The sequence below is a fragment of the Citrobacter sp. RHBSTW-00017 genome, assembly GCF_013797615.1.
GTDB lineage: Bacteria > Pseudomonadota > Gammaproteobacteria > Enterobacterales > Enterobacteriaceae > Citrobacter > Citrobacter braakii.
In genome coordinates, this window is record NZ_CP056899.1 from 2,887,386 (window position 1) to 2,908,763 (window position 21,378).

The 21,378-nt window shown below is 50.9% G+C and carries 21 protein-coding genes; 9 read left to right on the top strand and 12 right to left on the bottom strand.

The genetic code is table 11. The features are described from left to right. Positions 1-18 precede the first annotated feature (18 nt). The 3 genes from topB to HV037_RS13970 all read right to left on the bottom strand — a co-directional run bounded on the left by topB (position 19) and on the right by HV037_RS13970 (position 3,681). Positions 19-1,965: a DNA topoisomerase III gene (gene topB / locus HV037_RS13960; RefSeq protein ID WP_019076618.1), complete on the bottom strand. Its 1,947-nt coding sequence runs from the start codon at positions 1,963-1,965 to the stop codon at positions 19-21. A gap of 4 nt (positions 1,966-1,969) precedes the next feature. Beyond that, complete coding sequence (selD, locus tag HV037_RS13965) at positions 1,970-3,013, bottom strand: selenide, water dikinase SelD (protein WP_103283893.1); 1,044 nt, start codon at positions 3,011-3,013, stop codon at positions 1,970-1,972. Between the two features lie 116 nt (positions 3,014-3,129). Next, on the bottom strand, positions 3,130-3,681 hold the full coding sequence (locus tag HV037_RS13970; RefSeq protein WP_016152830.1) for an NAD(P)H nitroreductase: 552 nt from the start codon (positions 3,679-3,681) through the stop codon (positions 3,130-3,132). A 175-nt stretch (positions 3,682-3,856) separates the two neighbouring features. On the opposite strand from HV037_RS13970, the gene sppA reads away from it, so the two are divergent. The 5 genes from sppA (at position 3,857) to yajD (ending at position 9,390) form a co-directional block, all read left to right on the top strand. After that, entirely contained in the window at positions 3,857-5,713 is a 1,857-nt protein-coding gene (gene sppA, locus HV037_RS13975) for a signal peptide peptidase SppA (RefSeq protein WP_016156312.1), read from the top strand. A gap of 55 nt (positions 5,714-5,768) precedes the next feature. Beyond that, a complete protein-coding gene (gene ansA / locus HV037_RS13980; RefSeq protein WP_103283894.1) occupies positions 5,769-6,785 on the top strand; it encodes an asparaginase in 1,017 nt (338 codons plus the stop codon). An 8-nt stretch (positions 6,786-6,793) separates the two neighbouring features. Beyond that, positions 6,794-7,438 (top strand): bifunctional nicotinamidase/pyrazinamidase, encoded by a 645-nt coding sequence (pncA, locus tag HV037_RS13985; RefSeq protein ID WP_103283895.1) that lies wholly within the window; start codon positions 6,794-6,796, stop codon positions 7,436-7,438. Between the two features lie 260 nt (positions 7,439-7,698). After that, positions 7,699-8,952, top strand: coding sequence for a glycoside hydrolase family 18 protein (locus tag HV037_RS13990; protein WP_049271252.1), 1,254 nt, complete (start codon positions 7,699-7,701; stop codon positions 8,950-8,952). A gap of 93 nt (positions 8,953-9,045) precedes the next feature. Next, positions 9,046-9,390: an HNH nuclease YajD gene (gene yajD / locus HV037_RS13995; RefSeq protein WP_003832478.1), complete on the top strand. Its 345-nt coding sequence runs from the start codon at positions 9,046-9,048 to the stop codon at positions 9,388-9,390. A gap of 44 nt (positions 9,391-9,434) precedes the next feature. On the opposite strand, the gene HV037_RS14000 is transcribed toward yajD, so the two are convergent. Further along, entirely contained in the window at positions 9,435-9,710 is a 276-nt protein-coding gene (locus tag HV037_RS14000) for a YeaC family protein (RefSeq protein ID WP_016152817.1), read from the bottom strand. 42 nt (positions 9,711-9,752) lie between these two features. Next, on the bottom strand, positions 9,753-10,166 hold the full coding sequence (gene msrB / locus HV037_RS14005) for a peptide-methionine (R)-S-oxide reductase MsrB (protein WP_016152816.1): 414 nt from the start codon (positions 10,164-10,166) through the stop codon (positions 9,753-9,755). A 341-nt stretch (positions 10,167-10,507) separates the two neighbouring features. Here msrB and gapA point away from each other — a divergent pair, with 341 nt between their 5' ends. Together gapA and HV037_RS14015 are read left to right on the top strand one after the other, a co-directional pair. Beyond that, entirely contained in the window at positions 10,508-11,503 is a 996-nt protein-coding gene (gapA, locus tag HV037_RS14010; RefSeq protein WP_003030697.1) for a glyceraldehyde-3-phosphate dehydrogenase, read from the top strand. A 199-nt stretch (positions 11,504-11,702) separates the two neighbouring features. Then, complete coding sequence (locus tag HV037_RS14015) at positions 11,703-12,587, top strand: D-hexose-6-phosphate mutarotase (protein ID WP_016156308.1); 885 nt, start codon at positions 11,703-11,705, stop codon at positions 12,585-12,587. Positions 12,588-12,682: 95 nt separating this feature from the next. Here the strand turns inward: HV037_RS14015 and HV037_RS14020 are convergent, their stop codons facing one another. The 4 genes from HV037_RS14020 to HV037_RS14035 form a co-directional block, all read right to left on the bottom strand. Further along, entirely contained in the window at positions 12,683-13,537 is an 855-nt protein-coding gene (locus HV037_RS14020) for an aldo/keto reductase (RefSeq protein WP_103283896.1), read from the bottom strand. Positions 13,538-13,716: 179 nt separating this feature from the next. Further along, positions 13,717-14,070, bottom strand: a complete 354-nt coding sequence (locus HV037_RS14025; protein ID WP_101699987.1) for a hypothetical protein — start codon at positions 14,068-14,070, stop codon at positions 13,717-13,719. A 10-nt stretch (positions 14,071-14,080) separates the two neighbouring features. Further along, entirely contained in the window at positions 14,081-14,323 is a 243-nt protein-coding gene (locus HV037_RS14030) for a hypothetical protein (protein WP_019076610.1), read from the bottom strand. 578 nt (positions 14,324-14,901) lie between these two features. Next, the gene (locus tag HV037_RS14035) at positions 14,902-15,648 is read right to left on the bottom strand and encodes a MipA/OmpV family protein (RefSeq protein WP_016152811.1); all 747 of its coding nucleotides are present in this window, start codon (positions 15,646-15,648) and stop codon (positions 14,902-14,904) included. Positions 15,649-16,082: 434 nt separating this feature from the next. Between HV037_RS14035 and yeaG the strand changes: the two genes are divergently transcribed. Together yeaG and HV037_RS14045 are read left to right on the top strand one after the other, a co-directional pair. Then, entirely contained in the window at positions 16,083-18,017 is a 1,935-nt protein-coding gene (yeaG, locus tag HV037_RS14040) for a protein kinase YeaG (RefSeq protein WP_016152810.1), read from the top strand. Between the two features lie 123 nt (positions 18,018-18,140). After that, on the top strand, positions 18,141-19,424 hold the full coding sequence (locus tag HV037_RS14045) for a YeaH/YhbH family protein (protein ID WP_016152809.1): 1,284 nt from the start codon (positions 18,141-18,143) through the stop codon (positions 19,422-19,424). Between the two features lie 75 nt (positions 19,425-19,499). Here HV037_RS14045 and HV037_RS14050 read toward each other — a convergent pair whose 3' ends face one another. The 3 genes from HV037_RS14050 to HV037_RS14060 are packed head-to-tail and all read right to left on the bottom strand — an operon-like array spanning position 19,500 to position 21,369. Beyond that, a complete protein-coding gene (locus tag HV037_RS14050; protein ID WP_016156305.1) occupies positions 19,500-20,138 on the bottom strand; it encodes a CatB-related O-acetyltransferase in 639 nt (212 codons plus the stop codon). Positions 20,139-20,173: 35 nt separating this feature from the next. Further along, entirely contained in the window at positions 20,174-20,584 is a 411-nt protein-coding gene (locus HV037_RS14055) for a hemerythrin domain-containing protein (RefSeq protein WP_080858689.1), read from the bottom strand. Positions 20,585-20,598: 14 nt separating this feature from the next. Beyond that, entirely contained in the window at positions 20,599-21,369 is a 771-nt protein-coding gene (locus HV037_RS14060) for a class I SAM-dependent methyltransferase (protein ID WP_103283897.1), read from the bottom strand. Positions 21,370-21,378: the final 9 nt, after the last annotated feature.

The following is a 21,378-nucleotide window of genomic DNA, read 5'->3' on the forward strand; positions in this document are numbered from 1 at the left end:
ATCCAGCCTAAGAGCGCACTACAGGCCCGCCTCTTCAGATGGCGGGCTTTTTTTCGCCGTGCGTTTACGCGGCGCGCTCTTTTTCTTGTCACCACCACTACTACCCGGTGCGGCAATACCACGGAAGCGTCGTACCGGGGTGCTGCGCGCCTGATCGATTAGCTGATACAGCGTCCCCACCAGCGGCTGCATGAAATCCTGATATCGACACTGTTTTTCGCTGATTTGGGTCAGGATAGATTCCCAGTGCGCAGTCATATCCGGACGCGTCGCCATTTCAGGCAGCGAATGAAACAGCGCTTTTCCGGCATCGGTAGAATGAATATAGCGCCCCTTCTTCACCAGGAAACCACGCTTAAACAGCAGCTCGATAATCCCGGCGCGCGTCGCTTCCGTTCCCAGTCCGTCCGTTGCGCGCAGGATCTTTTTCAGATCTTTATCCTGCACAAAGCGCGCGATTCCGGTCATCGCTGACAGCAGCGTGGCATCGGTAAAGTGCCGCGGAGGCTGGGTCTGTCGTTCAACCACTTCGCCTTTTTCGCACAGCAGCTCGTCGTCTTTTGCCACCACCGGCAGCGGCGTCCCGTCGTTATCTTCGTCGCGCTCTTTGTTGCCTAGCAGCGTACGCCATCCAGCTTCAGCCAGAAAACGGGCTTTGGCGACAAACTTACCTTTCGCGATATCCAGCTCAATAACGCACTTCCTGAATACCGCATCCGCGCAAAACTGCATCAGATATTGACGGGCAATCAGATTGTATATCTTCGCTTCATTATCGTTCAGGTTGATGGACGAACTGCGCGCGGTTGGAATGATGGCGTGGTGGGCATCCACTTTTTTATCATCCCAACAGCGGTTTCGCGTATCGGGATTGACCGCCGGTTGCGGAAGCAGATCCGGCGCATGGACGCTAATCGCGTTCAGCACCGCGTGACGTCCGGCAAAGTGTTCTTCCGGCAGATAACGGCTATCCGAACGCGGATAGGTGATCAGTTTATGGGTTTCATACAGCTTCTGGCAGATATCCAGAACGTTTTGCGCACTTAAGCCAAAGCGTTTCGCCGCTTCAATCTGCAACGCCGACAGCGAAAACGGCAGCGGCGCGGATTCTGATTCCCGTTTATCGTTATAGCTGGTGACGATCGCCGGCTGACCGTTAATGCGGTTTACCACGTGTTCAGCCAGCGTGCGGTTTAGCAAGCGCCCTTCTTCATCCTGATACGGCTCACACGCTTCGCTCGGCTGCCAGATAGCGGTAAACCGCTCATCGGCGGGCGTCACGATATGCGCCTTTACCTCGAAGAAGTCTTTGGCAACGAAGTTTTCAATCTCTTCATCGCGACGCACAACCAGTCCGAGCACCGGCGTTTGCACGCGCCCGACCGAAAGTACGCCCTGATAGCCCGCGTTACGCCCCAGAATGGTATAAGCGCGCGTCATGTTGATACCGTACAGCCAGTCCGCCCGCGCTCGCGCCAGTGCCGACACGCAAAGGGGGATGAACTCACTGTTGGCGCGCAGACGCTCAATCGCCCGCTCGACGGCCTGCGGGTTGAGGTCGTTAATCAGGCAGCGTTGCACCTGCTGGCGCTTTTCAGGGGCCAGTTGCAGGTAATCCAGCACTTCATCCACCAGCAGTTGTCCTTCACGATCGGGGTCACCTGCGTGAATGACTTCACTGGCCTCATGCAAAAATCGCTTAATAACGTTGAGCTGTTTGGTCACCGAGGGACGCGGCTGCAGTTGCCACTTTTCCGGGACAATCGGCAGATCAACCAGACTCCAGCGAGCATAACGACTATCATAGGCATCTGGCTGCGCCTGCTCAAGCAGGTGACCAATACACCAGGTCACCACTTGCCCGTTTCCGCATTCGATAAAACCGTCACCTTTGCGATGCGGCTTCGGCAGCACATCGGCGATAGCGCGCGCCAGACTCGGTTTTTCGGCAATAAACAACCGCATCGAGTTAACGGATCTCAACCATGGCGCGACCGCCACGAGCTTCCACTAACTCACCAATCGCAGTGAGGTCGATGCCAAACTGCGCCGCTGCCGCTTTAACTTCGGCTTCAGCTTGCGGCGTTACCGCTAACAGCAGACCACCGGAAGTTTGCGGATCGCAGAGCAAATCGCGAACCGACTGCGGCATTTCACCCATCAGGTGTCCGTAGCTGGCAAAGTTACGCTGGGTACCGCCCGGCACCGCGCCCTGCGCGATGTATTCTTCAACACCTGGCAGCTTAGGAATAGCCTGGTAGACGATCTGCGCCTGAACGCCGGCCCCCTGACACATCTCGCTCAGATGCCCCAGCAGCCCAAAACCGGTAACGTCGGTCATGGCTTTCACGCCGTCGATATCGGCAAATGCCGCCCCGGCAATGTTCATCCGGCACATCACTTCCGTCGCCAGCCCTTTGTGCTCGTCCTTCAGCAGCGATTTTTTCTCTGCGGTGGTCAGGACACCAATACCCAGAGGCTTGGTCAAAAACAGCTTGCATCCCGCCTCGGCGGTGCTGTTTTTCTTCACGCGTTCAGTTGGAACAACGCCGGTTACCGCAAGACCAAAGATAGGCTCAGGGGCATCGATAGAGTGCCCCCCCGCCAGCGCGATACCCGCCTGACGGCAGGCAAAGCGTCCGCCTTCGGTTACTTCGCGGGCGATTTCCGGCGCCAGCTTATCAAGCGGCCAGCCCAGGATAGCAATTGCCATAATCGGTTTGCCGCCCATGGCGAAAATATCGCTGATGGCGTTGGTGGCGGCGATGCGGCCAAAATCAAACGGATTATCGACAATCGGCATAAAGAAATCGGTAGTGCTGATTACGCTGGTGCCGTTCCCCAGATCGTATACAGCCGCGTCGTCGCGGGTTTCATTACCCACCAGTAAGTTTGGATCAACAAACTTCGCCTGCTCACTGTGCAGGATGGTTTCCAGCACTTTTGGGGAAATTTTACAACCGCAACCGGCTCCGTGGCTGTATTGCGTTAAACGAATAGCTTGCTCGCTCATGGACATCTCCTGTCATTGCAATCCGGATATGGTAGCGCTCATTCCATGATGTGGTAAGAGTGACTGTCTGAATTCGGGTGCCTTTGCTCATAATCCAGACAGTTTTGCCGTTGATATCAGAAATAACGGACGAATGCGCTCGGATCGGCAAGGGTAATTGTCGTGGATGCTTTCAACTGTGGTGTGCCCAGATAGAGAAAACCGACGATTTTATCTTGTGGGCGACAGTCAAACGCTTCGCGGACGACCTCACTTTCGGTTAATGCGCCACTGCGCCAGATACCGCCAAAGCCCTGGGCAATGGCAGCCATCTGCATGGCCATCACCGCACAACCGGCAGACATTTCCTGTTCCCATAGCGGAACCTTGTCGTTTGCTTCACATTTCGCCACCACGGTAATAATCAGCGGCGCGCGAAACGGCGCGCTGCGCGCTTTTTCCTGGGCCTTCTCATCGCTGCCAGATGCAATAGCGCCTTTTTCAAGCACGGCGGCAAAGCGTTCACGCCCTTCGCCCTCAATGACAAAGAATTGCCACGGTTGCAGCGTTTTGTGGTCCGGCGCGCGCATTCCCGCACGCAGAATATTTTGCAGTTGCTCTCCTGCCGGGGCCGGTTCGACGAGACGAGAGGCGCTACGACGGGTCATAAGTAATTCGAGTGCATCCATTTGCTTAACTCCAACAATGAAATTTGTTCACAAAATTAACACGTGAGCGGATTTTGTTACAGCACAGGCGGTGATTCCTGCTGACAAGTGCCTGTCGGGTCATTACGATAGCCTCATCTTATCGCCTTTCTCCGGGATTTCGGGGTGGCGTGTTGTTAATTGGTAGGGAGAATACATGCGAACCCTGTGGCGATTTATTGCCGGATTTTTTAAATGGACATGGCGATTACTCAATTTCGTCCGTGAATTTGTGCTTAACCTGTTCTTCATCTTTTTGGTGCTGGTTGGCGTGGGCATCTGGATGCAGGTCAGTAGCAGCAACACCAGCGAACACGCTGAGCGAGGCGCGCTGCTGCTGGATATCTCCGGGGTGATTGTCGATAAGCCTTCGAGCACCAGTCGTTTAAGCGTTATTGGCCGTCAGCTGTTTGGCGCCAGTTCCGATCGTCTGCAGGAAAACTCCCTGTTCGATATCGTTAATACGATTCGCCAGGCAAAAGATGATCGCAACATCACCGGCATCGTGATGGATCTGAAAAATTTTGCCGGGGCAGACCAGCCTTCCATGCAGTATATCGGCAAAGCACTGCGGGAATTCCGCGACAGCGGTAAACCGGTCTTTGCCGTGGGCGATAACTTCAGCCAGGGGCAGTATTACCTCGCCAGTTTTGCTAACAAAATTTACCTCTCTCCGCAGGGTTCCGTTGATCTGCACGGCTTTGCCACCAACGGTCTGTACTACAAATCCCTGCTCGATAAGCTGAAAGTTTCCACGCACGTATTCCGCGTCGGGACCTATAAGTCTGCCGTAGAACCGTTTATCCGCGATGATATGTCTCCTGCCGCGCGTGAAGCCGATAGTCGCTGGATCGGCGAGCTGTGGCAGAACTATCTCGACACGGTCGCCGCCAACCGCCAGATCCCAGCTCAGCAGGTGTTCCCTGGCGCACAGGCGATGCTGGACGGTTTGACGAAGGTCGATGGAGATACGGCGAAATATGCGCTCGACAACAAACTGGTGGATGCACTCGCCTCCAGCGCCGAAGTCGAAAAAATGCTGACCAAACAGTTTGGCTGGAGCAAAGCGGATAAAAACTATCGCGCCGTCAGCTATTACGATTATTCGCTGAAAACACCGGCGGATACCGGAGACAGCATTGGCGTTATCTTCGCGAACGGCGCGATTATGGACGGTGAAGAAACCCCAGGAAATGTGGGGGGCGACACCACTGCCGCACAAATCCGCGAAGCGCGTCTCGATCCGAAAGTGAAAGCTATTGTACTGCGCGTGAACAGTCCTGGCGGCAGCGTCAGCGCCTCGGAAGTCATTCGTGCTGAGCTGGCTGCGGCAAAAGCGGCGGGTAAACCGGTTGTCGTGTCTATGGGTGGCATGGCGGCCTCCGGTGGCTACTGGATCTCCACCCCAGCCAGTTACATTGTGGCAAACCCCAGCACTTTGACCGGTTCAATCGGGATCTTTGGTGTGATCAACACCGTAGAAAACAGCCTGGATTCCATTGGTGTACATACCGATGGCGTGGCCACTTCCCCGCTGGCGGATATCTCCATCACCAAAGCGTTACCGCCTGAAGTGCAGCAAATGATGCAATTGAGCATTGAAAATGGCTATAAGCGCTTTATCACGCTGGTCGCGGATGCACGTAAGACAACCCCTGAGCAGATTGACAAAATCGCGCAGGGTCACGTCTGGACCGGTCAGGATGCGAAAGCCAACGGACTGGTAGACAGCCTCGGTGATTTTGACGACGCCATCGCGAAAGCGGCTGAGCTTGCCAAGCTGAAACAGTGGCACATTGCGTATTATCAGGATGAACCGACATTCGTCGATATGGTAATGGACAGCATGTCAGGCTCCGTTCGCGCCATGCTGCCCGAAGCTATTCAGGCCATGCTCCCGGCGCCGCTTGCTTCTGCGGCCAGTGCAGTTAAAGCGGAAAGCGATAAGCTGGCCGCGTTTAACGATCCGCAAAACCGATATGCGTTTTGCCTGACCTGCGCCAACGTTCGCTAACAATTGCCCCCTCTTCGGGATGAAGAGGGGTTTTCATTGAGACAGAAGAAAAGTCATGCAAAAGAAATCGATTTACGTTGCCTATACCGGCGGTACCATTGGTATGCAGCGCTCAGAACAGGGTTATATTCCTGTTTCTGGTCATCTCCAGCGTCAACTGGCATTGATGCCTGAATTCCACCGCCCGGAGATGCCAGACTTCACCATCCACGAATACGTCCCGTTGATGGATTCCTCCGACATGACGCCGGAAGACTGGCAGCATATTGCGGAAGACATTAAAGCACACTACGACGATTACGATGGTTTTGTCATTCTGCACGGCACCGACACCATGGCGTTTACGGCTTCAGCGCTCTCTTTTATGTTGGAGAACCTGGGTAAACCGGTAATTGTGACAGGGTCACAAATCCCGCTGGCAGAGCTACGTTCAGACGGGCAAATCAACCTGCTCAATGCGCTGTACGTTGCGACAAATTATCCGATCAATGAAGTAACCCTGTTTTTCAACAATCGACTGTTTCGCGGCAACCGTACCACTAAAGCGCACGCCGATGGCTTTGACGCCTTTGCCTCACCCAACCTTGCGCCGCTACTGGAAGCCGGGATCCACATCCGTCGACTGGGAACTCCGCCAGCACCGCACGGCGCAGGTGAACTGATTGTTCATCCTATTACTCCACAACCGATTGGCGTAGTCACCATTTACCCAGGTATCTCCGCTGATGTGGTGCGTAACTTCCTGCGCCAGCCGGTGAAAGCGTTAATTTTGCGCTCCTACGGCGTGGGCAATGCACCGCAAAATAAAGAGTTTCTGCAAGAACTTGAAGATGCGAGCTCACGTGGCATTGTGGTGGTGAACCTGACCCAGTGTATGTCCGGCAAGGTAAACATGGGTGGCTATGCGACGGGTAATGCCCTCGCCCACGCTGGCGTGATTGGCGGCGCGGATATGACCGTCGAAGCCACACTCACCAAATTGCACTATTTACTGAGTCAGGGACTGGATGTGCAGAGCATTCGTGAAGCTATGACGCAAAATCTGCGCGGCGAGCTCACCCCGGACGAATAAAGGAGTCTATGCCCATGGCCCGAGCCTTACTGTTGGTCGATTTACAAAATGACTTTTGTGCCGGCGGCGCTCTCGCTGTTACGCAAGGCGACAGCACAATCGAGATTGCCAACCGTCTGATTGACTGGTGCGCCCTACGCGGCGACACGGTTGTTGCCAGTCTGGACTGGCATCCGGCTAATCACGGTAGTTTTGCCAGCCAGCATCAGGTCGCCCCCTACAGTCAGGGACAACTGGATGGTCTGGCGCAAACGTTCTGGCCCGATCATTGCGTGCAAAACAGCGAAGGGGCGGCCCTGCATCCGCTGCTGAACCAGCGTGCAATAGCGAAAACCTTCACCAAGGGCGAGAACCCGCTGGTCGACAGTTACAGTGCGTTTTTTGATAACGGTCGTCGTCAGGCAACCGCGCTGAACGCCTGGCTGCTCGAACACCGTATTGCTGAGCTTATTATCATGGGTCTGGCTAGCGACTATTGCGTTAAATTCACCGTTCTGGATGCGCTCGATCTTGGTTATACCGTCAGCGTTATTACCGACGGCTGCCGTGGCGTCAATATTCAACCCCAGGACAGTGCAGAGGCGTTTATGGAAATGGCGGCGGCGGGCGCGACGCTGTATACGCTTGATGACTGGCTGGAAACCCAGCGCTAATACTTTAAAACGCCTTATCCGGCCTATTGAATTTGCGCATGTATGCAAATCTGTAGGCCAGAAAAGGGACTTGCGTCAACACTCAGTAATGTTTGCCCCAACCGATACAACCTACCAGAAATGGTTTGCCGCTTCGCCGACATGACGTGAACCTCTTCGCATTTTTCCTGTTATGAAACTGTTAACCTGCAGATGCTGTTTTTTTCGCCACGCCATTTCCGTGGCGTGTTTGCTTGTTTAAATGTCAAAGAGGAACACCGATGAAACTATTGCCTTTGTTGGCAGCATTACCCCTGCTTTGCGCCAGCGTTGTTTCCGCCAGTTCACTGATGTCAGTTGGCTACTTCAATGGTGGCGGCGACGTCACTGCCGGTCCTGGTGGTGACATCAATAAACTGGATGTTCGTCAGATAACCCATCTCAACTATTCGTTTGGCCTTGTCTACAACAACGAAAAAGACGAGACCAATGACGCCTTAAAAGACGCCAGTAAGCTGCATCAGATTTGGCTTTCACCGAAAGTGCAGGATGATTTACTGAAAATTCCACAGCTGCGTAAACAGAATCCGAACCTGAAAGTATTGCTTTCCGTCGGTGGTTGGGGGGCACGTGGATTCTCAGGCGCGGCGGCAACGAAAGAATCGCGGGCGGTGTTTATTCAGTCTGCTCAGGAGATAATTGCGAAATATGGCCTTGATGGCATCGACCTCGACTGGGAATATCCGGTCAACGGCGCCTGGGGACTGGTCGAAAGTCAACCGGCCGACCGAGCTAACTTTACCGCGCTGTTAAAAGAGCTCCGCGCCGCATTGGGGCATAAAAAACTACTGACTATCGCCGTGGGCGCAAATGCGGAAAGCCCGAAAAGCTGGGTGGATGTGAAAGCCATTGCGCCATCGCTCGACTACATAAACCTGATGACCTATGACATGGCTTACGGTACGCAGTATTTCAACTCGAACCTGTACGATTCGACACAATGGCCGACAGTCGCCGCGGCGGATAAGTACAGCGCTGATTTTGTGGTCAACAACTATCTTGCTGCCGGTCTAAAAGCGAGTCAGATGAACCTGGGCATTGGTTTTTATGGTCGCGTACCGAAACGCGCTGTTGAGCCAGGCATTGACTGGAGCAAACCTGACGCACAGAAAAATCCCGTTACCCAGCCCTATTTCGAGCCCGCGCAAATTGAATTGTTCAAATCACTGGGCGTCGATCTGAGCAAAGATACCTATGTGAAGTACAACGATATCGTGGCGAAATTGATCAACGATCCGCAAAAGCGCTTTAGCCAGCATTGGGATGATGAAGCAAAAGTGCCGTGGCTGTCAGTGCAGTCTGTGGAGGGAAAAGCGCTCTTTGCCCTCTCCTATGAAAACCCGCGCTCGGTAGCGATCAAGGCTGACTACATCAAGAGCAAGGGGCTGGGAGGCGCCATGTTCTGGGAATACGGTGCGGATGACCAAAACCAGTTGGCTAAGCAGTTAGCCGATTCGTTAGGCATCAAACACTGATCCCAACGCCTGACACAATAGGTTATGATTATCGCATTCTGCTGCGCCAGCTTTTGGCGCAGCTTTTCATTTTCTACTGGAGGCATGAGCTTTATGGCTTTTATCCCTAAAAATTACGCCCGTCTGGAAGTCGGTTACCGGGAAAAGGCGCTTAAACTCTTCCCCTGGGTCTGCGGACGTTGTTCCCGTGAGTTCGTGTATTCAAATTTGCGCGAATTGACGGTACACCATATCGATCACGATCACTCCAATAACCCGGAAGATGGTAGCAACTGGGAAATGTTGTGCCTGTACTGCCACGATCACGAACATTCCAAATATACGGAAGCGGACCAGTATGGTTCAACGGTGGTTGCAGGCGAAGATGCACAGAAAGCGGTGGGCGAAGCGAAATATAATCCGTTCGCCGATCTGAAGGCGATGATGAACAAGAAATAACTTCAACTGCGGGCCCGACATAGATGTTTGCCGGGCCTGAGTAATCAGGATTTAAACGTCGCAATGGGTTCGGGCGTAATACCAAACTCCACTTTCAACTGCTGCTTACTCTTCATCACCATCTCACCATTGGTATCAATCGTCATATGCTGCGCGTCAATATTGTTTCGCGCCTGCCATAACATCACCAGCTGTAAGCAGTTCTCTTTTTGTTCTGCCGTTAGCGCCACGCCATCCGGCCATTTTCCGAGTTCAACGGCAGTTGATAAGCGCTGATAAACTTCCGGCGTCATGCTGTTGATCATCTCATCAAGATTCATGTTAAATCCACTCTCCGTAGAATAATTTGCTGAATCGTTTCTTCAGCCTTTGGTCTGCTCACCGTTTTCACCATCGGTGAAGTTCAAAGAGGCTGAGTTAACGCAGTAACGTTCACCGGTAGGTTGCGGACCATCCGGGAAAACGTGCCCCAGATGCGCATCACAGTTACCACAGCGGATTTCAATGCGCTGCATACCGTGTGAAGTATCTTTAATGTAACGGATAGCCTCTGCGCTGACAGGCTCGTAAAAGCTGGGCCAGCCGCAGCCAGAGTCATATTTTGTCTCGGAACGAAATAGCGGTTTGTCGCAGACCAAACAGTGGTAGATGCCGTCACGCTTGTTGTGCAGCAAACGCCCGGTAAATGGCGGTTCTGTCCCGTGATTCTGCGTCACGTAGAACTGCATTTCGGTTAAATTTTTTTTTAGTTCTTCTGGAGAAGGTTGATTAGCCATTTGCTCACATCTCGCTTTATCTAAACTCACATCGCGAGACAGATTCTAACAAAACATTAACACCAGAGTGCGAACTTTTGTTCTAAACTTGATCCGTGCGAAATGGCAGCCTGCAATTCGTGATCACAATCACGTTTTTATCTTGATTGCCCTTTAAAATTCGGGCCGCCGACCCCATGTGGTTTCAAGCCCAAAGGAAGAGTGAGGCGAGTCAGTTGCGCAAAGCTTAAGCAGCAGATTGATTTGTCGCAATGATTGACACGATTCCGCTTGACGCTGCGTAAGGTTTTTGTAATTTTACAGGCAACCTTTTATTCACTAACAAATAGCTGGTGGAATATATGACTATCAAAGTAGGTATCAACGGTTTTGGCCGTATCGGTCGCATTGTTTTCCGTGCTGCTCAAGAACGCTCTGACATCGAGATCGTTGCAATCAACGACCTGTTAGACGCTGACTACATGGCTTACATGCTGAAATATGACTCCACTCACGGCCGTTTCAACGGTACCGTTGAAGTGAAAGACGGTCATCTGATCGTGAACGGTAAAAAAATCCGTGTTACCGCTGAACGTGATCCGGCTAACCTGAAATGGGACGAAGTTGGTGTTGACGTAGTAGCTGAAGCTACTGGCCTGTTCCTGACAGATGAAACCGCTCGTAAGCACATCACTGCTGGCGCGAAAAAAGTGGTTCTGACTGGTCCGTCCAAAGATAACACTCCGATGTTTGTTAAAGGCGCTAACTTTGACAAATACGAAGGTCAGGACATCGTTTCTAACGCTTCCTGCACCACTAACTGCCTGGCTCCGCTGGCTAAAGTTATCAACGACAACTTCGGCATCATCGAAGGTCTGATGACTACTGTTCACGCGACCACCGCTACTCAGAAAACCGTTGATGGCCCGTCTCACAAAGACTGGCGCGGCGGCCGCGGCGCATCCCAGAACATCATCCCGTCCTCTACCGGTGCTGCTAAAGCTGTAGGTAAAGTACTGCCAGAACTGAACGGCAAACTGACTGGTATGGCGTTCCGCGTTCCTACCCCGAACGTATCTGTTGTTGACCTGACCGTTCGTCTGGAAAAAGCTGCTTCTTACGAAGAAATTAAGAAAGCAATCAAAGCTGCTTCCGAAGGCCCGATGAAAGGCGTTCTGGGTTACACCGAAGACGACGTAGTATCTACCGATTTCAACGGTGAAGTTTGCACTTCCGTGTTCGATGCTAAAGCTGGTATCGCACTGAACGACAACTTCGTGAAACTGGTATCCTGGTACGACAACGAAACCGGCTACTCCAACAAAGTTCTGGACCTGATTGCTCACATCTCCAAATAAGTTGAGATGAAACAGTAATCTGTAAGAGCGACTCAGGTCGCTCTTTTTTTTGCCTGAAGATACCCGTCATACTTCAAGTTACCGGTGTGTTGGCAATGCTCTCTCACCCGAATCACTTACTTCTGTAAGCTCATCGGGATCGTTCACTTGCCGCCGTCCTGCAACTCGAATTATTTAGGGTAAAAAAAAGGATTGCATAATGATTAATAAAATTTTTGCACTTCCGGTAATCGAACAAATTACCCCGGTCCTCTCCCGCCGCCAGCTTGATGAACTTGAGATTCTTGTGGTCGATCATCCACAGGTTAAAGCATCTTTCGCACTGCAGGGCGCACATCTTCTTTCCTGGAAACCCAACGGCGAAGAGGAAGTCCTGTGGCTAAGTAACAATACCCCGTTTAAAACCGGCGTAGCGCTGCGTGGCGGCGTACCAATTTGCTGGCCGTGGTTTGGTCCGGCTGCTCAGCAGGGCCTGCCTTCTCATGGTTTTGCCCGCAACCTGCCATGGACGCTGAAAGCGCACAATGAAGACGACAATGGCGTGGTGCTGACGTTTGAATTGCAAAGTAACGCTGAAACGCGTCAGCTATGGCCGCACGAGTTCTGCCTGCTGGCCCGTTTCAAAGTAGGTGCCACCTGTGAAATGGAACTGGAAGCCCACGGTGAATTTGAAACCACCTCTGCGCTGCATACCTATTTCAACGTCGGTGACATTGCGGCAGTAAAAGTCAGCGGACTTGGCGATCGCCTGATCGACAAAGTGAATGATGCTAAAGAAGATGTGCTGGCTGATGGTATCCAGACCTTCCCGGACCGCACCGATCGTGTCTATCTGAATCCGCAAGCGTGCAGCGTTATCCATGATGATGCGCTCAACCGCAATATTGACGTTGTCCATCATCACCATCTGAATGTCGTGGGCTGGAACCCGGGTCCGGCGCTGTCCGTTAGCATGGGCGACATGCCGGATGACGGCTATAAAACGTTTGTTTGCGTAGAGACGGCTTACGCAACCGCGCCGCAGAAAACCCGCGAAGAAAAACCATCACGCCTGGCACAAACTATCCGCGTTGCTAAACGCTAAAATTGTGTCTGTAGCCTGACGGAACTTGCGCCTTATCCGGCCTACCAAACATTGCGTTGGCCGGATAAGAAGCGTGAGCATCGCCATTCGGCAAATCAGGCCATATCCAGCGCCGTTTTACCCTTTGGCGCTGGATATGCCTTATCTAACTGCTTCAGCTCATCAACAGAGAGCGTTATCTCCAGCGCGGCGGCATTTTGTTCGACATGCGCTATGCTTGCCGCTTTTGGAATCGCCATCACGCCCGGCAGACGGATCACCCATGCCAGCAAAATCTGCGCAGCACTAACATTGTGCGCGTGCGCGATGTCGTTCACCACAGAATGAGAAAGCAAGTCACCGCGCAATCGCCCCGCCTGAGCCAGCGGACTGTAAGCCATGACCGGCATCTGCTGCTGCTGGCACCACGGCAGTAAATCATATTCAATACCGCGCGATGCTAAATGATAAAGCACCTGGTTAGTGGCACATTCCCGCCCACCCGTGACTTGCCATAACGCCTGCATGTCATCGTAATCGAGATTAGAGACGCCCCAGCGGCGGATTTTCCCCTGCGCAATGAGTGTTTCCATGGCATCAACGGTCTCAGCAAATGAAAAACTGCCCGTCCAGTGGAGCAAATAGAGATCCAGATAATCGGTTTTTAGTCGACGCAGGCTCGCCTCACAGGCGGCAATGGCTTTCTGACCACCGGCATTCCAGGGGTATACTTTCGAGACTAAAAAAGCGCTATCACGACGCCCGATTAATGCTTCACCCACTACCTCTTCCGCTGCACCATCTGCATACATTTCGGCGGTATCGATCAACCGCAGACCGAGATCCAGACCAGCCCGCAGCGCTGAAACCTCTTCCCGGCGTCGGCCAGGATCCTCGCCCATGTACCATGTTCCCTGCCCAATAGCAGGCAGCGATACCTGCTTTGTAAACATCACCTGTTTCGCTGTCATAGCGCCCTCCTGTGTTAATGCACCACAGTAAAGCAAAACAACTGGCATGTGTCCTGTTAGGGTGCACAAATTGCACCTTCTAAGATTGGAAGTTGACCGCTATGGCAACGGCAATAAAAAAACCCGGGAACAAACAATGCTCCCGGGCCGAATGACAGAAAATCTTAACTGCACTGCGGTTATTTTAAGCGACCTAAATATTTCCCCTCTTTCATCGCGTTAATTTTCCCGTTTTTATAGACAATGACGGAAATCAAGCCCGCGCTATAAGACTGAGCGTCTGCATTGTTCTCATCATTTGCCGCAGCTTTGCCATTAATATAAGCAATACCATCAGCGCCACGTTTAAAGTCTACGCCCAGTTTATTCACATGCACGGGTGTGATTTTACTGGCTTGCAACGGAGCATTAGCATCGCTGACCATCGTTTTATGTTCATGCTGTAACTGCTGACGGTAAGCCTCGCTGATGGCATAGGCTGGTGCAGCCGCAGATGTTGCGACCAGTGCAGCGATAATTATTAATTTCTTCATAAGTTACACCTTAATAATTATTGTGTTTGTGGTGATGACTGGAATTAGTATCATTTGAGTTATATACGTTTTGCGCGTTCTCCATAGCTTGTTTTTCAGCTACGGCATTGATTGTCGCCTGACGGTTTTGCTCAGCGATATAGCAGGCATCGCGGCTCACGCCCTTGCTTTCGCAAGCACTCATGCGTGAAGCCTCGGTGGAACATCCCGTCAGAATCCCACCCATCACTGCTATCATGATTAACTTTTTCATTATCTCTACCAGGTTTATTCGCAAGAAAACCACATGACATTTAATATCTGAGCCATGCAGCGTTACTGTCTTTACTTATTAAGTTGGAGTAATATCTGCAATCGCTTATTTAATGTCAATTTTAATTTTTTCAGATAAATACCTAAAAGATGTAAAATAAAAATTAACTTAATGATTTTATTTTTTCAAATGAAAGTTAACTTTCATCGTCTCACAAAAATAATAAAATAGTTATCTTGCTATTTTTAGTGGCGAGAGTTTCACGATAAAATTATACCGTGATTATAAAATAGAATATTATCAATATATTGCGAAACCAGAAATCACTCTCCCAGAACAATAATTCGTGAAACTGTACAGATACTCTTCCATTCACAAACGAATAGATTTCAGTCTCATCAAACAACAGGTTTAATTTTGGTAATTGCGGCAGGAAAAATACGTTAACTATTTGTTGCGGCCGATGTAATGCCAAAACAGCACAAAAAATCAAATCACATGTTTTGGATCAATATTCATCTCTGATATGCACAAAAAAGCCCGCATCTCTGCGGGCGAGTGTTTGACACACAGTGGTATCAGAACTTGTAGGTAACACCCGTTGAAATCAGACCCGTCCAGGATTTGTCCACCATCGGGCTGTCTGTCACTTCATCAGACAGGCGGGTATAACGCGCAGTACCGTATACGCTCCAGTTGCCCAGGAAGTTATAGTTTGCGCTGAGCTCCAGATACGGGTTCCAGGAGCTTTCAGGATCGTAGCTACGCAAGCCGCTACGGGCAGATTCATGGCGTGAAACACCATAATAGTATTCATTCTGGTTTTCACTGTTCCACTCGACACCAATCCCCGGAGTCAACGTCAGACCGCCATTGGTATAGCGGTATAACCACGCCAGATCCCATACAATACCATTGCTGTTATCCAGCGTGTCCCCTGCAAGGCTGGTACGCAGGAAACCGTATTGCGTGTTGTGAATGTAAGAAAGGCCAGCCATCATGGTGCTCTTACGTTTATCCAGACTACGCAGACGGTTGTCGTCGCTGTCACCCGGTTTGAAGTACATTGGCGACCAATAGGCCATCACCGACAGCTTATCGGTATCGTCATTCCACAGGTAGTAACCACCGCCCAGACCACGGAACCAGAAGTTATCGCTTTCATAAGTCACAACCGGGACCGGGTAAACGTCACTATCGTAATCTTTGTAAGGGTGCTCAACCACACCAACGCCTGCGCCCAGCGTCAGGTTGCTCTCTGCCTGTGCGACGTTAGCGGAAGTGGCAATAAGCACGCTAAGTGCCAGAAGTTTGAGTTTGGTCACAGTCAATAATTCCTTATTTAAATGTGTAGCGGTCAAAGTTTAACCGTCAATACGCTTCAGCCCAACTATTTTACGGATTCGCCCCAGAATGTAACCCCCTAATTTCTCAGCGAGTGATGACATTTTGCTTGCAGGACAGTGAACACCGCATGAATCCTGCCCCATAGATTTACAAAAGATATGCTTTTTTTGCTGATGAGTTATTGATATGCCATTGAAATTCATTTGCGCACACAGGCAAGTTTTGCAAATGCCATCTACGCTTAATTTTAGAAGGTGTATCACCGAATACGTTGATCTCCTGACCACCACAATGGCATGAGAGTTGCTTATTTCTTCAGCAGCGACGTCGTTCAGTTTACCTCTTCAGGGGCCTCTACTATTCATATGAACGGCTCTTAACATGTGCTAAAAAAACGAAAGGACGGCATACCATGAATATATTCGATCACTATCGCCAGCGTTATGAAGCTGCCAAGGACGAAGAGTTCACGCTGCAGGAGTTTCTTACCACTTGTCGGCAAGATCGCAGCGCTTATGCCAATGCGGCAGAGCGGCTATTAATGGCTATTGGTGAGCCTGTCATGGTCGACACTGCCCACGAACCTCGTCTTTCTCGACTCTTTTCGAATCGGGTGATTGCACGATACCCCGCTTTTGAAGAGTTTTATGGCATGGAAGAGGCCATTGAGCAGATTGTTTCTTATTTGAAGCATGCGGCTCAGGGTCTGGAAGAGAAGAAGCAGATTCTGTATCTGCTGGGGCCTGTGGGAGGGGGGAAATCATCTCTTGCTGAGCGGCTGAAGTCGCTGATGCAGCGAGTACCGATTTATGTCCTGAGCGCCAACGGCGAGCGTAGCCCGGTAAACGATCATCCGTTATGCCTGTTTAACCCGCAGGAAGACGCCCAGATCCTGGAAAAAGAGTATGGGATCCCACGTCGTTATCTCGGTACGATCATGTCGCCCTGGGCTGCAAAACGTCTGCATGATTTTGGCGGGGACATTACAAAATTCCGCGTTGTCAAAGTCTGGCCGTCTATTCTGGAGCAGATCGCTATTGCCAAAACGGAGCCTGGTGATGAAAACAACCAGGATATCTCTGCGCTGGTCGGGAAAGTGGATATTCGTAAACTCGAACACCACGCCCAGAACGATCCTGATGCCTACGGTTATTCGGGCGCACTGTGCCGCTCAAACCAGGGGATTATGGAGTTCGTTGAGATGTTTAAAGCACCAATTAAAGTGCTGCATCCTCTGCTGACCGCAACCCAGGAAGGAAACTACAACGGGACAGAAGGTATCTCTGCCCTGCCGTTTAACGGAATTATTCTTGCCCACTCGAACGAGTCCGAATGGGTGACGTTCCGTAATAATAAAAACAATGAGGCGTTCCTTGACCGTGTTTACATCGTCAAAGTGCCTTATTGCCTGCGGATCTCCGAAGAGATCAAAATTTACGAAAAACTGCTTAACCACAGTGAGCTGACCCATGCGCCTTGCGCACCGGGCACGCTGGAAACGCTCTCTCGCTTTACCATTCTTTCTCGCCTGAAAGAGCCTGAGAACTCGAGCATTTACTCGAAGATGCGCGTTTACGATGGGGAAAGCCTGAAAGATACCGATCCAAAAGCGAAGTCCTATCAAGAGTATCGGGATTACGCCGGGGTCGATGAGGGAATGAACGGTCTTTCCACGCGTTTCGCGTTTAAGATCCTCTCACGCGTCTTTAACTTTGACCACGCCGAAGTGGCAGCTAACCCGGTGCATCTGTTCTACGTACTGGAGCAGCAAATCGAGCGCGAACAGTTCCCGCAGGAGCTGGCAGAACGTTATCTTGAGTTCCTGAAAGGCTATCTGATCCCGAAATATGCTGAGTTCATTGGCAAAGAGATCCAGACGGCTTATCTCGAATCCTATTCCGAATATGGACAAAACATTTTCGACCGTTATGTCACTTATGCGGATTTCTGGATTCAGGATCAGGAGTATCGCGACCCGGATACCGGTCAGCTGTTTGACCGCGAGTCGTTGAACTCAGAACTGGAGAAAATTGAGAAACCGGCGGGTATCAGTAACCCCAAAGATTTCCGTAACGAGATCGTCAACTTTGTTCTGCGTGCCAGAGCGAATAACAGCGGTCGCAATCCAAACTGGACCAGTTACGAAAAACTGCGCACGGTCATTGAGAAGAAAATGTTCTCCAATACCGAGGAGCTGCTGCCGGTCATTTCGTTCAACGCCAAAACCTCAACTGACGAGCAGAAAAAACACGACGATTTTGTCGACCGGATGATGGAAAAAGGCTACACGCGTAAGCAGGTACGTTTACTGTGCGAATGGTATTTGCGCGTACGTAAATCGTCTTAAAAAAAGTGCCCGGAGGCGCGTACGCTTGCCGGGCCTACAATACACATCCGTAGGCCGGATATGCTCAGCGCATCCGGCGTTACTGATGTAGCATAAAGTTGGCAAATGCAGTACGGGGGGCTTATGACCTGGTTTATTGACCGGCGTCTTAACGGCAAAAACAAGAGCACGGTAAACCGCCAGCGCTTCTTACGCCGTTATAAATCGCAAATTAAACAGTCGATCTCCGAGGCCATTAACAAGCGTTCGGTGACTGATGTGGATAGCGGCGAATCTGTCTCTATTCCGACTGATGATATTAGCGAACCGATGTTCCATCAGGGGCGTGGCGGCTTGCGCCATCGCGTGCATCCGGGTAACGACCATTTTGTGCAGAACGACCGCATTGAACGCCCGCAGGGCGGCGGCGGTGGTTCAGGAAGCGGACAAGGCCAGGCCAGCCAGGATGGCGAGGGTCAGGATGAGTTCGTCTTCCAGATCTCTAAAGATGAATATCTCGATCTATTGTTCGAAGATTTAGCACTTCCTAACCTGAAGCAGAATCAGCAGCGTCAGTTAACGGAGTACAAAACGCACCGGGCAGGTTTCACCTCTAACGGCGTGCCTGCCAACATTAGCGTGGTTCGCTCCCTGCAAAACTCACTGGCGCGCCGCACAGCGATGACGGCTGGTAAGCGTCGCGAATTGCATGCGCTCGAAGCGGATCTGGAAACCATCGCAAAAAGTGAACCAGCGCAGTTGCTGGAAGAGGAACGGTTACGCAAAGAGATTGCCGAACTACGGGCAAAAATCGAACGCGTGCCGTTTATCGACACCTTTGATTTACGCTACAAGAATTATGAAAAACGGCCCGATCCTTCCAGCCAGGCAGTGATGTTCTGTCTGATGGACGTCTCCGGTTCAATGGATCAGTCGACCAAAGATATGGCCAAGCGTTTTTATATCTTGCTGTATCTGTTCTTGAGTCGGACCTACAAAAACGTGGAAGTGGTTTATATTCGCCACCATACCCAGGCGAAAGAGGTGGATGAGCACGAGTTCTTCTACTCTCAGGAAACCGGGGGAACCATTGTCTCCAGCGCGCTGAAGTTAATGGATGAAGTGGTAAAAGACCGTTACGACCCGGCCCAGTGGAACATCTATGCCGCACAGGCCTCGGACGGTGATAACTGGGCGGATGATTCCCCGTTGTGTCATGAGATTCTGGCGAAAAAACTGCTGCCGATGGTGCGATATTATAGCTATATCGAAATCACCCGCCGCGCGCACCAGACCTTGTGGCGTGAATACGAACATCTGCAATCAACGTTTGAAAACTTTGCGATGCAGCATATCCGCGACCAGGATGACATTTATCCGGTCTTTCGCGAACTGTTTCATAAGCAAAGTACAACCAGCAATAGCTAACCACATACATAAATCAGCCAGAGGTTATCTCCTCTGGTTGATTTTTATGACCTCGCGTTTCGACCACATGTTATGTCATTTAGCATTTTGTCTCAGGCTAGCCACTTCCACTTCGAGCGCGGAAATATCGCCAGAAGACAACAGCGGTTGCATTTTCACGAGCGACTCTTCCGGAAGTTGATACAAATTAAGGGCCAGTATTCGTTCAATATCCCCCACCGGCAGGCGATATTTTATTATTTTTGCCGGATTGCCGCCGACTACCGCATACGGTGGCACATCTTTAGTCACCACCGCACCTGCTGCGACAACAGCGCCCTCCCCGAGCGTAACGCCTGGCATGATCATGGCGCGCATGCCTAACCAGCAACCATCATGCAACACCGTGTCACCCCGAAACTCGTAGGCATCTTTGATCGACGCCATAAAGGGATAAAGACTGATCCAGTCAAGCCGGTGCGTACTATTTCCCCCCATCAGAATAACGCTCTCAGCGCCAATGCAGACGAAATTCCCAATAATCAACTTATCCAAATGCCCAAGCGGTTCCCAGTCCCGGCTGATCTCATCACCGAGTAAATACCGCACCACCGAACGTTCGAATCCATGATCCCAGCAGTCACTGTAATAGCTATGCGTACCCTTAATAACTATATTAGGGTTGGTCACTGTCTGATGAAGGTACTCCATTCTCGACCAGTGTTTTTCTGACACTTCGCCATCCTTTTATCATTGTGTTTTAAAACACCCTACATCCTTTCCACCAGCGGATAGAAGTCTTTATTTTCTTTTTGCATACGCTCATACACTTTGCGTAGAACATTGTTGGCATCACGTCTGAATGCCTCATCATTACCTTTTAATTTACTGGCAATATTCCAGCGCCGGGAAAAAACTTCATATTCGCTGACGATATCCGTCATTTCACGTTGAAATTTTGAGCTAATCTGTCTGAGCGTACTATTTCCATCCTGCTCAATATGTGGATAAAGGAACTGATCTTCAGCAGACAAATGTGTTTTTATAATGGCACTCATGCTAACGATCGCAGTTGCAATTTCCTGGGCATTGGATGATACGCCTGCATGGCTCAAGGTACGTAGAAATGATATTTTTTCCAGAATTTCAACATGCTGATTTTTCATTTTATCAATATTCATCCGTTTATCCTTTTTTATTTTCCCTTTACGGAGCAGCAGGCAATGTAGTTTAGCTGGTGACGTTGCGAACGGAAGAAGCGAAACATTTTCAGGAACCGGCGACGATTTTCGCGTGTGCGTAAGCCGTTAAACACAATTTTAACCGCCCCAGTCAGCCCTTCATCACGAATTAATCCTCGCGGCGACATCAGCGACATATCACCATTCTGCTGCAAGACCTGTGCAAACCCACCGTTCAGAAATAAATCGCGCCAGCCTTGGCTGGTCATCGGGCTAACGTTTGATTTCACTACCTCTACAAGCTGGCCCTGCTCGCCCGTGCCCAGTTTTTGTGCGGTGAACATAATGTCGTGAGTTAACAGACGCCCGCCGGGCTTCAATACGCGATAATATTCGGCAATTAACTTCGCCTTCGCTTTATCGGCATACATTGTCAGCATGGCTTCGTTGATCACAACGTCGAAACTGTTATCCGCAAATGGAAGGGTGTTAGCGTTAGCTGCCATAACGTGAATGTGATTTTCCAGACCATTTGCCGCCACGTTATTTCTGGCGTTTGCCAGTGCGGTTTTATCCATATCAATGGCGTATACCGTACAGCCAAAGCGTTGAACTAACTCTATCGCCGTCGTAGCCATGTTACACGCCACTTCCAGCACCTGGCTGTCGGGCGTCAGTTGTGACTGGCTGAACAACCACTCTGTTGCTTCAACGCCCCCCGGACGCAGACGGGTTTTGCCCAAGCCGGCTAAGAACGTATGGCCCGCTTTATCAGTCGCGCTCATCTGCTTGTC